This window comes from Rhizobium sp. Rhizsp42 (assembly GCF_047304155.1).
In the GTDB taxonomy this organism is placed as follows: Bacteria; Pseudomonadota; Alphaproteobacteria; order Rhizobiales; family Rhizobiaceae; genus Rhizobium.
In genome coordinates this window covers 25108-40288 of the sequence record NZ_JBGLYS010000007.1, presented here as the reverse complement: position 1 = coordinate 40288, position 15181 = coordinate 25108, and the positions used below count along the sequence as shown (strand labels likewise).

Sequence of the window (15181 nt, the reverse complement as noted above, 5' to 3'; positions counted from 1 at the left end):
ATGCCCGTATCTTGCCTTTGTGGATTCAATTGCCCCCAGGAACAATCATGACCATTCAGAAATATAACTCCCTGAAATCGCTTGCGCTGGTCGCATCTCTGGCCGCCGCTTACGCTGGGACTTCGCATGCAGCGGCTACCTCATACCAAACCGTCGACGTAGATGGATTGAAGATATTCTACCGCGAAGCGGGTCAATCCGCGAAACCCACCATCGTGCTACTCCATGGCTTCCCGTCCTCGTCGCATATGTTCCGTGACCTCATCCCGCTTCTATCTAGGGACTTCCATGTTATCGCGCCGGATTATCCTGGGATGGGACAGAGCGAGGCACCGGCCAGCGGCGCGGCGGTGACGTTTGATTATGAAGCCGCCTCCGTTGAGCATTTGCTCAAGAAATTAGGCACCACGAAAGCAATCCTATACATGCAGGACTTTGGTGGACCGATTGGCATGCGCATAGCAACTCAACACCCAGAATGGGTTGCAGGCTTGATCTTTCAGAATATAGCGATCACGGAAGATGGCTGGGAGCCAGCTCGACTAAAGGCGGTGAAGGCGAATAAAGGGCCTGCCACGCCGGAGAAACGTGCCGCTGCCGAGGGACGAGTTTCCATTGCCACCGACCTGAACCTCTATAGGCACGGAGCGGCAGATGCGGCCAAATTAAATCCTGATGCCTGGGTAAGCGATGCGTTCGCGATCGCCGATGCAGATTCCCATCGCGTAATGAGTGATCTCCAACTGGACATCCCATCGAACTTGGATCTTTACGGTACGTGGGCCCAGTACTTGTCGACGAAGAAACCTAAGACACTCGTGGTGTGGGGCGATAACGATCCAATCTTCACCAGTCATGGGGCTGATGCCATCGGAGCGCTCGTGCCCGGTTCATCCGTGAAGCATTACAACGCCGGACATTTTGCGCTCGAAGAACAATCTGACGATATCGCGGCGCAGATCATCAAGGCATATTCCTCAACAGGAGAATAGAAGCCGATACGGGCACGCGGACTGTCCAAAGCCTACTCCAGTTTCGCGCAGGCCCTTCGTCAGGCTGCACCTCAACCAGCCTGCTTGTCGGTTTCCGATATAATCAGCTGTTCAGCAGCTTGAACAGCTGATTTCAAAATCATAGTGGACAATTCATCTGAGGGCACTGCCCTTGCCAGCTGCAGCGCACCGACAGCCATACTGAAGACAGCCGCTGCGGTTGCCATGCCACTCGAGCCCCCTCCCATTCTTTTGCCTAAACTCTCTAGAATTTGCTCTAGATGGACCTCATAAAGCTTCCTTGTGTTTTGTGGCTGGCGAGAAATTTCGGGGAGGAGCGCGGCCGAGGGACATCCATCGCCAGCGTGATCGCGGTGAGCGGGCGACAGGTAATTGTTTAGCGCCCTCATCAATTCGGCGTGACCATTGGCGTGCGCCAAGTCTTCCTTCTGCTTTTCGAGAGCGTCGTCAAGGACCGCCGATACCAAATCTTCTTTCGACGCGAAATGAGCGTAAAAGGCACCGTTCGTCTTTGCGGCGTCTTCCATAATCCCGGCGATCCCGGATGCGGCAATTCCGTCGGAGCGGAATCGGCGGCTCGCAGCCGAGAGGATTTCAGTGCGGGATTTGGCTTTCTGATCTTTGTTATATCGCATGAACAAAGAGATAGCATATTTTTATTGCATTACGATCATAATATGTAATTATGGTCGTAATTCTATGAGGAGTGGTGTGATGAATAGCAGGCAACCGGTCGCCATCGTAACAGGCGCATCAGGTGGAATTGGAAGAGCTACAGCGCTAGCGCTAGCCTCAAAGGGCTACCGCGTCTTTGGAACCACACGTGGAAAGGAGCTAAAAAACCTTGGGGACGTAAGTTCGGTAACCTGCGATGTGACATCTGACGAATCTGTCGCCGATGCTGTCAGTTTCGTCACAAAGGTAGCCGGCAGGATTGATCTGTTGGTCAATAATGCTGGTATTGGAATGCTTGGCGCGCTCGAAGATTCCTCAATACACCAGCATCAGGACCTTTTCGAGGTGAACGTGTTTGGGGCTCTGAGGATGATGAAAGCCGTACTTCCAGGCATGAGAGACCGCAAAGAAGGGCGTATCATCAACATTAGTTCGGTCCTCGGTTTTATTCCTGCGCCGTTCTCTGCATCGTATGCAGCCTCCAAGCACGCGCTTGAAGCGTATAGCGCTTCGTTGGATCACGAGGTTAGGGGAACAGGAGTGCGTGTTATTCTGATCGAGCCAGCGTATACGCAAACCTCCTTTGATACGAACATGCTTCGGCCAGACGAGCCCAAGGAGCAGTTCGCGAACGCACGAGCCAACGCCGACAAGCTTATCGGTGACGCACTCGAAAAAGCGGATAGCCCCGAGACCGTCGCTCGCGTGGTGGTCAAGGCCGCGATGGCACCATATCCCCGTCTCAGGTACCCGGCAGGCGGCGTAGCCCGCCAGCTCAACGTAGCACGGAAACTGCTCCCGGAATCCGTGTTGGATCGCATCCTTCGAAAGCAGATGCGGCTGGACGTGGAAGCTGTCCGCTCCTAGCCTGCGTTTAGAAGACCCGACGATTGTCCATCCGTCTTCGCACAGTCGGCCATATCCGCAAGGTCATGGCTGACTGTCGACTGATAAGCGGTTGTAGAATCGCTACAGCAGTGGTTGTAGTGAACCTGGATTCAGTTGGGACGGTTTGGTCACTCGGAGCGACAATGCACAAGTTGGACATAGGCAAAGGACGGCTAAGGAAGCTCGTCTCCAAAGCTGTTCCCGCAACACCGAAACTGCCGCTGGTCCATAGTACCGACGCCTACTCTCTACGCGAGGCCCTTGCTGACGACAATTTGGAGCCGGTCGACTGCAACGTTTTTCTGGGCGAAGCCTTGATCTACACTTTCTACGGTAGGCCGGCATTTCGTCAGCGAGCAACCGACCAGCCTTGGCCACTACCTACCAGTTTGCCTGATCTTCAAGCTCGACTTCACCCAAGAAATCAAGCGTATTTTCCCCTTCGATAGCGGTGGGTTTCATAACGATTTCTATCGACAGTACATGCACAAACGAATGACCCTTGGCGATTTTGCCCTCGAGACCGCTGCAGAGACACCAGGGAAGGTCATCTCGACGTTCTTTGGGTCAGCGAGCGATTACATGCGGGGTTCGCCAAACCAAAGTGTTCAAATCGACGAGACTGAGTTCGAGGCGCAGAGCTACGCGGCACTCGTTGGCAGCAAGGGAGCCAATACGGTCGATAGTCGGGGCTCGGGCATCGAAGTGCAGTTCTCGGATCCGATTTCAATAAGCACTTGGGTTCAGGCTGTAATTGTGCCTTCAACTTTCATGGAATCCGAGGTGGGGAGCACGCTAGAAAATCTCGGCATTGAGGTGGTGCCGTACAGCGTCTTCAATAGGTTGAGCCCAAACGAGTATACTTCATCGATATCTGATGTGTGCCTACGGTACTATATTGGCAAAGGTATTGTTCCGGAGCCCGGTCGATAAATGCCTGTCTTAGATCGCACACTGCCTTCCGCCGAGGACGTCGTAGGCTTCGAACTGCCGGTCTTCAGGAACCAGAGGGGCGCGAACTCGGATCTGGTTCAGAAAATTGCCGCCGACGGCACCATCGATCAGTTCGTTCCTTGTTGGCTACCTAACGGAAAGACGCGGCAACAGATCCCGGGAGGCAATCTGGTCGAAGAAGGGGAGCAAGCTCTGTGGGCATTTCGCGGCCCAGATGACAAGCTTATCATCGGCACCCGGAAAGAATTAGAGAACTACGGCATTCATGCGCTCGAACATAGCTTGTTGGACGGCTTTCCCCTAGCCGCAGCGGAGATGGTTTCGTTCACGAGGACAGAAGCGCGCTTCGCTGAAAAGCTTAGTGAAGCATATAGCTTTCTCAAGGCGCAGTCTGAGGAAACGGCGTCAAATTGGCTAGACACGACACTCTTTCTCCCAGCAATCCGCCAAGATCTTGCAGGTGCGTCAAATGCAAAAAACGCTCTGATTGATCTTTCCCAAATATGCGTCGTAACGAATGGAACGCTCAGCACCGTCTACGGGCCTGAATCCATCAATTTTGCCCAAGACGATCTTCCTTCGTTTTGGAGCGTCGCAAAAATATTCGGTGTTTACGAGGTCCGTTACATCCCCTTGAAAGCCAATCCACCGGCGCAGCGTGATCTGGAATGGCAGCTCCTTGGCATTGGGGGAATCGCCTCTTTTGCACTGACAAAGTTGCCGTTTCGAGGGCGCCGCCGCACCGATAACAAGCTTCCTACGGCAATTGTTGCAACAGGGTTAGACGTATCTCGCAAAACTCGTCGGCGTCAGTTACTCGTGGGAGTATGTGGGAGCGATCTGATAGATTTGCGACATATAGAAAGCAGCCTACAACGCGAGCCTGAATTCCGTTACCGACATGCGATAAACGTGAGACCTATGGGGTACGGAACGCCAAGCCCGCGGAAATCGCCGGTTTCGGAAGCGTTGAAAACCCTGCCTAACGCGGACGTCGTTTGGGTCCATGCGACACATCGACTGAGGCAAACCGGATCAAGCGGAATGTCCGGCATGCATATCGCCTCTGGCACTCTATCAAAGGCACTTGTTGGATTGGTAGCATGCGTCGGAAATGAACGAGGTGGAATGCAACTACTGGAGAACGTCCGGGGCCATCACACACTCGGTTCAATCGGGACATGGCGGCTAAACCCTCGAGCGGAAGATGAGGACAATGTCACACGACTAGTTTATAACATGATGGCCGAGGATGTGCTCCTCGATGCTGCCGAGATCATACACGTCATTTGGCCTTCACGTGCTGGTTCTGCACCCATGTTCTCTCGCGTGGCGATTGGTGAAGCAATTCACGAGGTTTCGTATATCATGTCCTCTGATCCCCGCTTAGCGTCAACTTTGGTCGGATTAGCGCCCGGCGTGCAGCCTGCTCGCAGATCACTCGAACAGTTTAAAAGATTTTGCATCGCGCTGATGGACGGGTACAACTGGCACCCCTACCAAGGTGACGGCCAGCTTCTGACATTCCGTAAGGGCGCTGATGCCTTCCAGACGATTCTAGCCGTTGATGAGGGCAAGATCTGGCAGGCGCTTGAAGATGAGTACCTGCTTAGTCAGGCCCGCCTATTGATCACAAACAGAACTGTCTCTCTGCGAATGCGAAGCGAGTTTAAGAGGTATGGTGTCGAAGTTTCGCACTACTCGGAAATCGGCCATTGGCTGATGAAGGTCTTTGGAAGTCGGCTGGTTGGGGACCGGTTTTAGTTCCAAGGTCCATTCGTCCATCACCGACTAATGCGCCAGGAGGCCAGTGCATCGGAGATGTTTTCCAGTCCCGTGAATACTACTTCCAGCGGCAGCCCCAAGCGGGCCGCCGCCAACTCTGCTCGCTCTTCCAGCTCCCGATCGCGAGATTGGGCTAGGTAAACAACACGTCGGAAGTTGCCGAAATAGTCTGAGAGCAGTTCGGGGCTTGTATCCAAACCCAGGTGACGTAGCGTGAAACGCTCGAAATGCCTTACAAAGAAGTCGGTCAGGTAGAACGTGGCCGGCTCCTTCTCCTGCAAGGTGTCGAAGTCGATAGCTCCCGCGTAGAAAGCAAAACAGTGATGTCCGCTAATGCGCTCGACACCCTCTTCCAGCAGGACGGCATCGAGCTCACCCCCGGTGCCGCAGTCCCCAAACAAGCAATAGATATCGTCAAAGAACGGACGGCGTTCTCGAATCTTTCGACGCACGCCATCCGGGATGCGGTGCGGCGTCATATGCCATTCCGCCGGCAAGCATGTGACCTCCATATTGGCCCATGCGTTAAGACGAACTACTTCCAAGACCTCACTAGCTAGCGCGCCACAAGTGATCACAAGTGTTCGTCTTCGATCGGCCCTCACCGTCCAACGGAGCTCCACGCCGATCGAGCGGGGAACCCTGCGAGAAGAGCAGTGTGTGACAATTCTACAGACGGGATTGCCAACCCACATAGTGCCACCGTCTCGGCCGCTATCACCAGGAGCAAGATCAAAACGTAGACTGCTTTGCGAAGATCGCCCCGATGATCGACCGTTTGCATCTGATAATGTTCGAGGCCTAGCTCGCTCCAAATGTCGGCGCATTCGGCTACCCTCGTAACTCGAAATGTGGTGTGCCGAATAGGCAAATCGGAAAGGCGACAGGACATGGATGATCGGGAGCGATCGATTTCACAAGCAGCTCTCGTCATTTTGCCGCACTCGCCACGGCTGACGCCGCAGCGCCCTCCGTCGCGGCCCTCAAAGCCCGCGCCCCGGACTTCCAAATCTTCAGGCCGGTTTGCAAACGCCGAGAGCCCATCTGAGTTAGAGTGAAGGCGGTGTCCCTTCCTCTCGAGGCGGGTGCAGCCTCAACGACGAGTGTGCTTATCATCGGCGTCAGGTGGCGTTTTACAGTTGCCCGGTCCAACGCAAGCTCGCGAGCTATCTCCGCAATGGTGGCATCTTTATTTCGCTCCAAGGCGAATAACAGTGCCAACTGGCGATTGGTTATGCCGATCGCTCTCAAATTCGTATCGAAGCCATTCGCTTCTCTCGTGCCGAGAGATGTCCAGCCAATTTCACCATTCAAGCTGAAAGTGTACACGCGCTTATGAGTCATTATCAGGTACTTCTAAGTTGACGGAAGAGTTGAGATTAACAACAGACGGGAAGATCGTTCATTAGATTGAGGCCTGGCCACGTTGCGCGCACGTCGCCCATTGCCACTCGCTAAGAACCCTTCAAGGCGTAGACATCAATCGTATCTTTCAGCCCGCGCAAACCAAAAGTTCCCAATGGCTCGAGCAGCTCTGTCTCACCGGCGAACTTTGCAAACGCACTGGAAAGTAGAACCGAACGCCCGAGCTCTTTTGTAAGAGTTTCAAGACGTGATGCGACGTTGACAGCGGGGCCGATCGCAGTGAAGTCAAGCCGTCCTTTCGCGCCAATGTTCCCGTACATGACATCACCCAGGTGTACTCCGATGCCGTGTCGAAGCAGGGGCATCTGAGCCTTCTCGTTATGCGAGTTGAGCGCTTCCAGCGCCAAGTGTACCTGTTTGATAGTCGAGAAAAGGTTTGCCGCGGCATTGGGGTCGCTTAGCTTGAAGATGGCGAGCAATCCGTCGCCCATGAACTTGAGTATCTCGCCACCATTTGAGGTGATGGGCTCCGCCAGCACATCAAAGTAGCTGTTGAGGAGATTGATAACATCGTCACGCGGTAAGGTGTCCGAGATGGCCGTGAAGTCTCGCAGGTCGAATATCATAACGGCGGCAGTAACGGTGAAGCCGCTTCCGCGTGTCGTCGCTCCGGCGAGTATGGGTTCGCTAGCGTGCGGACCAACGTATGTTTCCAACAGTGTCCGCGCCAACCGGTTTTTCAATCGGATTTCGCTCACAAGAGCCAACACGGGCAAAAGGTCCCGGAGGTACTCAAGATCCTCGGGCTTGAAGCCGCCTGTCGCCTTTGTAGCGAAGGTGACAGCGTGTCGTTTCCCTCGCGTGTGATTTAGCGGCCAAGCAACGTAGTCGGTGTAGAGGCCTTCAGCCAGCTCATCATAGATCGGATAACGCTTTGCAGTGGCGACGCCTTCATGGAGCCGCTGCCGGACTTCTCCAACACCATTGCCCACCTCAAACATCGGACTATTTTGATAATCAGGGCGATCCTCCACGCCGTAGTCGAATGTCCTAAAATCGGCGCCGGTACGGCCTTTTTGCCAGAGGATCCGTGCGCCAAGCCATTGTGGATTGTGGGCATCGAAGAACAGCGCCCCGCGGGCCACGGGCACTCCGGCTCTCACTAACCGTTCGCACATTTCCGCAAAGACGACGTCGATGAACTGGTCGTCGCTTTTTCGGGAGACCAGCCAGGCCAGGACGTCTCTATGCTCCAACGGCCAATTCGTTTCGTTTCCCGATAGATCCCCTAGATCATCGGGCCCTGTATTTGCTTTGACTGACACCGGCGGCTCATTTCAGTTCGTATTGCCTCCGGCTCGCATTGAATCCAGAGGCTGGTAGTTACGTAAGAAACTTCACTTTCAAGCCACCCGCTTGAAGATCGCGCTTGCGTTTACTCCACCAAACCCGAAGCCGTTGGTGATCGCATATTGGAACGACATGGAACGGGGAGCCGGCCCAACGATGTCGATCCCTTCGGCTGCCTGATCTGGTTCGCTGAAATTTCTAGTTGGCGGCGCTATCTGGTCGCGCAGCGCCAGAATGGCAAAGATAGCCTCCATGCCTCCAGCAGCTCCGAGAAGATGGCCTGTGGCTGATTTGGTAGCACTGACAGTGATACTTCGGTTCCCGCCGAAGACAGCTCGAATAGCAGCGAGCTCACCACGATCACCGACGGGGGTCGATGTGGCGTGCGCATTTAGATGCGCTATATCGGATGGACTGATACCAGCCTGACGGATTGCGATCTCCATTGCCCGGCGAGCGCCATCACCGTCTTCGGGCCCTGATGTCATATGGTAGGCGTCGCCGGTCGTTCCATAGCCAACCAACTCGGCCAGGGGCGTTGCACCCCGCCTCACGGCGTGGTCAAAGCTCTCAAGAACAAGAATGCCCGCCCCCTCACCCATGACAAATCCATCACGCCGTGCATCAAAAGGACGCGAAGCAAGCTCGGGATTGTCGTTAAAGCCGGTAGAGAGAGCGCGCGCCGCCGCAAAACCTCCCAAGCTCACTTTATCGATACACGCCTCCGCACCACCGCAAACCACCACATCGGCTTCTCCCGAGCGGATGAGGCGCGCGGCATCGCCTATTGCTTGGACGCTAGCGGCGCATGCCGTAACAGGGGCACCGAGCGGCCCCCTGTAACCGTACTTGATGCTTATTTGACCAGCCGCCAGATTCACCAGGAACGAGGGAACTGTGAAAGGCGAGAGCCGACGCGCGCCTCGCGTTTCGGTTATTCTGACCGCCTCTGCGATCGCCGGAAAGCCGCCCACGCCAGACGCGATCACCGTGGCGGTACGCTCCAGCTCCTCAGCTGTAGTCGGCTGCCATCCTGATTGCGTGATAGCTTCTTGCGCGGCAGCCATCGCGAACTGAATGAAGCGATCCATTTTTTTCTGATCTTTTTGTGCGACGTACAGATCAGGGTCAAAGCCGCCTTCGGGGTCCTGGGCAATGTCCGGTACGATCCCGGCAATCTTACACCCGATTTCGGCCACCATGGCTTCGTCGAGCGTTCGTACGCCTGATCGACCTTCTAGTAAGCGGGTCCACGACGTCTCCAGGCCTACTCCTAGCGGTGATACCAGCCCCATGCCGGTGACGACGATCCTATCCATCTTCTTCCTCGAATTCTGTGGCCCCCCTAGCCGGGGGGTCGCCTACACAATGCGGAACATGAGCCGCCGATCACTCTGTGGAGACGTACAGTGGTAATCGGCAACGGCACGATGCGTGCCCGACATATGTGGTATGTTACTATCATTATGCAAGTCACTTTATTGATGCCGGCTCCCTGGGGTGTTTGGCGGCTCAGCGCCGTGGCTTCGAACTGAGCGGGTTCGCGCGTGTCGCTTGCTAGCCAATCCGAACACCGGGTCTTTGCAGCAAGCAGCCAAAAGCAAGTCAGGGACTGACGATTTTGCTGCCGTGCCCCACCCGACAGGACGTTATTTTCAATCGACCGACCAGGAAGCAATTTTATTTTCTTTAATATCTATGTTTTTGATCGATTATTAAGCCTCAACTAGAGGAGGCTTCATGCCAAAGACGACTTCCAACACGATCGCGATCGGCACCAAGGCGACGGATTTTTCCCTGAGCGATGCAAGCGGTGCTTTGCATAGGCTTTCGGATTTTGATGCCGCCCCAGCGCTACTCGTCGCGTTTATCTCGAACCGCTGTCCTTTCGTGCAGCTCATCCGCGACGAATTCGCATCCTTTGCACGCCAGTATGGCGCTAGAGGCCTTCAGGTCATTGCCATCAACAGCAACGACTCCGAAGCCCACCCCGAGGAGAGCATCGAAGCAATCGGCCGCGAGATCGAAGCCATCGGGTATTCCTTCCCTTACCTGAAGGACGAAAAACAGGCAGTGGCAAAAGCCTACGGAGCCGCTTGCACGCCCGACCTTTTTCTTTTCGACGGCGCGCGCAAGCTCGTCTACCACGGACAATTCGATGACGCGCGTCCGGGCAATGGTAAGATACCCACCGGCAGGGACCTGCGCGCTGCTGCAGATGCCGTTCTTACCGGTCTCGAGCCCGCAGCCGAACAAACACCGTCGATCGGGTGCAACATCAAATGGACTCCAGGAAACGAACCATCCTGGTTTTCCAGCGCCGCGTAACTGGGTTTCAGCGGTCTCGGACGCCCAATCGAACTGAGTTTTTCTGGAAATCCCATGTCACTTCAACGAAAAGTCCTTGCAGGCGGAGAGCCTCTGCATTTGCAAGCCGATGTGCTTGTGCTGGGAGGGGGCCCCGCCGGCGCGTGGGCCGCGTTGTCTGCAGCGCAGAGTGGCGCGCAGGTGGTGCTTGCCGACAAGGGTTATCTCGGCACCAGTGGCGCGACCGCACCGTCCAATACTGGTACCTGGTTGGTCCCTCCGGGTGAAAACCGCGCCCAGATCGTAGAGCGCCGCTGGCAGCGCACCGGAAATCTTGCCGATCAGCGCTGGATGCTGCGCACTGTCGATCAGGCCTATGAAAACCTACTGAAACTGGCCGAATGGGGCTATCCCTTTCCCGACGACGAAGATGGCAAGCTCTACATCGCCAATCTGCGCGGGCCTGATTACATGGCCTTCATGCGCCGCCGCGTCCTCAAAGCCGGCATAACCGTTCTCGATCACCACCCCGCCCTCGAACTCTATTTCGACGGCGAAGCGGTTACGGGTGCTGCGGGCATAGATCGTCAGCGCAACCGTGACTGGCGCGTCTATGCCGGCGCTGTCGTGCTGGCAACGGGCGGCTGCGCCTTTCATGAGCGCATCATGGGGGCTGCGGCTCTAACAGGCGACGGTCTTCTGATGGCGGCTGAGGCCGGCGCAAGCCTCTCCGGAATGGAGTTCACCGGCAAATATACGCTGGCCCCCTTTGGCTCTTCCCTCAACAAGGGACTGCCGTTCCGCTGGGCCTCGTTCTTCCGCGAGGATGGCACGCCCATTCTCGATAGCGATGGCAACCATCTGCGGAACGGTATCGGCGAGCGCGAGAAGGAAATCGCCAAGGCGATGATCGAAGCCCCCGTTTACGCGGCACTCGATCAGGCGGAGCCGGCGCTGCAGGATTGGCTGCGCCGCGGCCAGCCGAACTGTTTTCTGCCCTATGACAGGACACCCGTCGATCCCTTCCGCGACATGTTCCGAGTAGCCTTCCGCGCCGAGGGCACCGTTCGGGGCACTGGCGGCATCCGCATCGCCGCATCGGATTGCGCTACCGATGTCGCCGGTCTCTATGTCGCCGGGGATGCAGCAAGCCGCGAGCAGGTCGCCGGCGCGACGTCGGGCGGTGGTGGGCCGAACTCCTCATGGGCAATCGCCAGCGGCTGGTGGTCCGGTCAGGGGGCCGCTTCGCATGCCAAGCGCCGTGGCGACAAGGCCTTCAGAACCAATTCCACCCCGCTCGGCCAGGCCGGCCTGCGCCCGGGATCGACATCGAAGGCGTCGCTTACGCCCAAGGACGTCATCGACAGCGTGCGTGCAGAAGTGACGCCGCTGGAGAAGAACTATTTCCGCGAGGGCGGCCGGCTGCAGGAGAGCAGCGAGAGGCTCGATGCTATCTGGAGCGACGTCAGGAACCACCTTTCGGCCTCCGGCCTCGATCGCCTGAAGGCGCGCGAGGCGGCCGCAATAGCTGCTTCCGGCCGCTGGTCGGTGACGGCGGCACTTGCTCGCAAGGAGAGCCGCGGCATGCATCGCCGCAGCGATTGCAAAGGAAGCGTTGCGGCCTTCGCACATTCCATCACGTTGCGCGGCGTCGACGAGATCAATGTGTCCGCCGCGGCGGACAGCCGCCAGGAGATCGCGTCATGATCGAGATCGTTTCGGAAAGCCGGTGCGTGGAGTGCGATATCTGCGTGAAAGTCTGCCCGGCCAATGTCTTCGATGTGACCGACGGCGTTCCGGTCATCGCCCGGCAAGACGACTGCCAGACCTGTTTCCTTTGTGAAATCTATTGCCCGACCGACGCTCTCTATGTCGCCGAGCGCGCCGACGGCCCGCTTGCGATAAGCGAGGCTGAAGCCGAAGAGCGAAATCTCTTCGGAAGCTATTCCCGCGCGCTCGGATGGAAGCGCGGCAAGCCGGGCGGATCGGAACTCGATCCGACCCACCGCATCCGCGTCGCGCAAGTCTGAAATTGGAGAACCGCATGGACCGCATCACCGTTACCGACGTCCATAAGACCTTTCAGCTCAAGCCCGGCCAGTCGGTGCTGATCGACGGCCGTCCTTCCGACCACGTCACCGTCCTTAACGGCGTCGATCTCGCTATCCGCAAGGGCGAGTTCATTACACTGGTCGGCCCGAGCGGCAGCGGCAAATCGGTGCTGCTCGACATTATCGGCGGATTGACGGACGCCTCCGACGGCATCGTCAGCATCGACGGCAAGCGGATCGTCAAGCCGGATCCGAAGACTGGCTACGTCTTCCAGCAATATGCGCTGTTTCCATGGCGTACCGCGCTCTCCAACATCGAATATGCGCTGGAAGTGCACGGCGTTGCGAAGAGAGAGCGGACCGAGAAGGCGCGCTATTTCTTATCGCTGTTCGGGCTTTCAGGTTTCGAGGATCGCTACCCAAACCAGCTCTCGGGCGGCATGCAGCAGCGCGTCGCAATCGCCAGGGCGCTCGCGACCGACCCCGAGGTGCTCTTGATGGACGAACCATTCGCCGCACTCGACGCGCAAACCCGCGAGATCCTGCAGACAGAGCTTCTGCGCATCTGGGAGAAGATCAACACAACGGTCGTCTTCGTCACCCATTCCATCGATGAGGCCATTTACCTCGCCGACCGGATCGTCGTCATGACCGCTCGTCCCGGGACGGTCAAGGAGATCATCGACATCGACCTGCCCCGCCCGCGCGACGGCGATATCCGCGCGAGTTCGGAGTTCAATGCGCATCGCGGCCGCGTCTGGGAGGCGCTGCGCGATGAAGTCAACAAGGCACAAAAAGACTGGGCGCTTTCACCCGCCTATGCTCACTGAAGGGACGAACGCTTATGGCCTATGTAACAGAAAAGACCACGTTCGGTGCGCGCCTCACATCCGGCAGCAACACGAAGCGAGCGCCGAAAGTCCGGCGCCGCCTGGAATTTGGCACGTTCATCTATGGCTTGCCGCTGATGGTGGCCTTCCTTGCCCTGTGGGAGATCGCGCCGCGCCTCGGCTGGCTGAATCGGATCTTCTTTCCGCCGCTGAGCGAGGTCTGCGAGGCTTGGTATGCGATGCTGCTCGACGGAACGCTGACGGCCAACATCGGCATCAGTCTCCAGCGTGCAGCCATCGGTTTCGTTCTCGCAGTTATTGTCGCGGTGCCGCTCGGTTTCCTGATGGGCCGCTATACACTGTTCGAAAAGGTCTCAGACCTGCTGGTGCAGACGTTGCGCAACACCTCGCAGTTCGCTCTGCTGCCCGTCTTCATTCTGCTGCTCGGTATAGGCGAGGCATCGAAGATCGCGATCACCTTCTACTCGTCGATCTTTTTTCTGCTGATCAACACGATCTCTGGCGTCAAATCTGTCGATCCCCTGTTTCTGAAAGCGGCACGCTCCATGGGCACGTCGGATATCGACATGTTCCGCAAGGTCATTTTGCCGGCGAGCATCCCGTCGATTGTCTCCGGAATGCGGCTTGCCGTGAAATCCTCGATCTTTGCTGTGATCGGCGCTGAGATGCTGGCGGCGAAATCCGGCCTTGGGTTCCTGATCCAACAGTCGCAGCTGATGATGGAGACCGCCGACATGTATGCCGGGATTATCACGATGACCGCGATCGGCCTCTTGGTGAACTACCTGCTCGTTTGGTTCGAGCGCTGGGCCACCGGCTGGAAGGGCAACTCCGAAATCTCGCACGCCTGAATTCGCATCCGCTTTCAACCTGGTTTCTATGGGGACACCAAATGACCGCTCTCAACTCATCCATCTTACGCCGTGCCGTGCTCGGCGGCCTTGCGGCACTCGCCCTCGTCAGCGTCACGCTGTCATCGCCGGCCTTTGCCGAAGACAAGCCGAGCGTCATCCGTATCGGCAGCACAGCGCCCGGCCACCTGAAATTCATCCTTGAGCGGCACAACGGAACGCTCGCCAAGGAATTCGAAAAGGACGGCATCAAGGTCGAATTCATCGCGTTTACCAATGGCGGCTCTGAGGCCACAACGGCGCTCGCCACAGGCGCAGTCGAATTCATCTACACCGGCAACAACCCGGCATTGCGTGTCGCGGCAGCCGGTGCCGACGTCAAGGCGATCGGCCTTTCTAGCTTTGTCAAGGAGAACGGCTCTGCAATCATCGTCAAGTCGGATTCGCCGATCAAGACGCTGCAGGACCTGAAAGGCAAGAAGGTGGCCTACTTAACCGGGACAGTGCGTCACTCGACTTTCGCCAAGGCCCTGAAGTCTGCTGGTCTCTCGCTCAACGATGTGGAATCGCTCAACCTTGCCTTTGACGCTTCGGGTCCGGCACTGGTCCGCGGCGATGTCGATGCGGTCGTGGAAAGCGGTGATGTCGCCGCCAAGCTCGTCGAAACGGGCCAGGCCCGCGTTATCCTTGATGCCTCTTCGCATCCGGAATGGTCGGCCCCCTTCCTGATCTCGGCAAATGGCGAATTCGTTCGCAAGTATCCTGGCCTCGTCAAGCGCCTGCTGAAGGTCGATATCGAAACCGCGCGCTGGGCCGATGCTCATCCCGACGAAACGATCAAGATTTTTGTCGATGAGACCAAGTCGTCGGAGAAATCTGTCCGGAAAACCTACAAAGAAAATGTCTTCTATCAGGATCCCAAGATCACTCCGGAGGCACTCGCATCCTTGAAGAGCGAGGAGCAGTTCATGGCTGACGCCAAGCTTCTCAAAGGGTCGGTCGATTACGACAAGTGGATCGACACCAGCTTCCTGGATGCCGCCTACAAGGACCTAGATCAGAAACAGTCCAACTAGGCGCAGGAGTGCGGG

The 15181-nt window shown here is 56.9% G+C and carries 15 protein-coding genes; 10 read left to right on the top strand and 5 right to left on the bottom strand.

Annotated elements, in window-relative coordinates:
• Positions 1-47: 47 nt before the first annotated feature.
• Positions 48-992: an alpha/beta fold hydrolase gene (locus tag ACCD05_RS09320; RefSeq protein WP_413392157.1), complete on the top strand. Its 945-nt coding sequence runs from the start codon at positions 48-50 to the stop codon at positions 990-992.
• 71 nt (positions 993-1063) lie between these two features.
• Here ACCD05_RS09320 and ACCD05_RS09315 read toward each other — a convergent pair whose 3' ends face one another.
• Positions 1064-1648, bottom strand: coding sequence for a TetR/AcrR family transcriptional regulator (locus ACCD05_RS09315; protein WP_413392155.1), 585 nt, complete (start codon positions 1646-1648; stop codon positions 1064-1066).
• A 79-nt stretch (positions 1649-1727) separates the two neighbouring features.
• Here ACCD05_RS09315 and ACCD05_RS09310 point away from each other — a divergent pair, with 79 nt between their 5' ends.
• The 3 genes from ACCD05_RS09310 (at position 1728) to ACCD05_RS09300 (ending at position 5294) form a co-directional block, all read left to right on the top strand.
• Entirely contained in the window at positions 1728-2555 is an 828-nt protein-coding gene (locus ACCD05_RS09310) for an oxidoreductase (RefSeq protein WP_413392153.1), read from the top strand.
• A gap of 516 nt (positions 2556-3071) precedes the next feature.
• Positions 3072-3509, top strand: a complete 438-nt coding sequence (locus ACCD05_RS09305; protein ID WP_413392151.1) for a hypothetical protein — start codon at positions 3072-3074, stop codon at positions 3507-3509.
• Positions 3510-5294 carry a hypothetical protein gene (locus ACCD05_RS09300; RefSeq protein ID WP_413392149.1) on the top strand — a complete coding sequence of 595 codons (1785 nt, stop codon included), beginning with the start codon at positions 3510-3512 and terminating at the stop codon, positions 5292-5294.
• 20 nt (positions 5295-5314) lie between these two features.
• Here the strand turns inward: ACCD05_RS09300 and ACCD05_RS09295 are convergent, their stop codons facing one another.
• The 4 genes from ACCD05_RS09295 to fabF all read right to left on the bottom strand — a co-directional run bounded on the left by ACCD05_RS09295 (position 5315) and on the right by fabF (position 9349).
• Positions 5315-5827, bottom strand: coding sequence for a DUF1638 domain-containing protein (locus ACCD05_RS09295; protein ID WP_413392375.1), 513 nt, complete (start codon positions 5825-5827; stop codon positions 5315-5317).
• Positions 5828-6245: 418 nt separating this feature from the next.
• Entirely contained in the window at positions 6246-6659 is a 414-nt protein-coding gene (locus ACCD05_RS09290; protein ID WP_413392147.1) for a MarR family transcriptional regulator, read from the bottom strand.
• A gap of 110 nt (positions 6660-6769) precedes the next feature.
• Entirely contained in the window at positions 6770-8005 is a 1236-nt protein-coding gene (locus ACCD05_RS09285; RefSeq protein WP_413392145.1) for an adenylate/guanylate cyclase domain-containing protein, read from the bottom strand.
• Positions 8006-8083: 78 nt separating this feature from the next.
• Positions 8084-9349, bottom strand: coding sequence for a beta-ketoacyl-ACP synthase II (fabF, locus tag ACCD05_RS09280; protein WP_112945902.1), 1266 nt, complete (start codon positions 9347-9349; stop codon positions 8084-8086).
• A 421-nt stretch (positions 9350-9770) separates the two neighbouring features.
• On the opposite strand from fabF, the gene ACCD05_RS09275 reads away from it, so the two are divergent.
• The 6 genes from ACCD05_RS09275 to ACCD05_RS09250 are packed head-to-tail and all read left to right on the top strand — an operon-like array spanning position 9771 to position 15166.
• Complete coding sequence (locus ACCD05_RS09275) at positions 9771-10358, top strand: thioredoxin family protein (protein ID WP_413392142.1); 588 nt, start codon at positions 9771-9773, stop codon at positions 10356-10358.
• A gap of 54 nt (positions 10359-10412) precedes the next feature.
• Positions 10413-12044: an FAD-dependent oxidoreductase gene (locus tag ACCD05_RS09270; RefSeq protein WP_413392140.1), complete on the top strand. Its 1632-nt coding sequence runs from the start codon at positions 10413-10415 to the stop codon at positions 12042-12044.
• Positions 12041-12367: a 4Fe-4S binding protein gene (locus tag ACCD05_RS09265; RefSeq protein WP_112945905.1), complete on the top strand. Its 327-nt coding sequence runs from the start codon at positions 12041-12043 to the stop codon at positions 12365-12367. Before ACCD05_RS09270 ends, ACCD05_RS09265 begins: the two co-directional genes overlap by 4 nt.
• 14 nt (positions 12368-12381) lie before the next feature.
• Positions 12382-13218, top strand: a complete 837-nt coding sequence (locus ACCD05_RS09260; protein ID WP_413392138.1) for an ABC transporter ATP-binding protein — start codon at positions 12382-12384, stop codon at positions 13216-13218.
• Between the two features lie 14 nt (positions 13219-13232).
• A complete protein-coding gene (locus tag ACCD05_RS09255; protein WP_413392136.1) occupies positions 13233-14090 on the top strand; it encodes an ABC transporter permease in 858 nt (285 codons plus the stop codon).
• Positions 14091-14131: 41 nt separating this feature from the next.
• Positions 14132-15166, top strand: a complete 1035-nt coding sequence (locus ACCD05_RS09250) for an aliphatic sulfonate ABC transporter substrate-binding protein (protein WP_413392134.1) — start codon at positions 14132-14134, stop codon at positions 15164-15166.
• Positions 15167-15181: the final 15 nt, after the last annotated feature.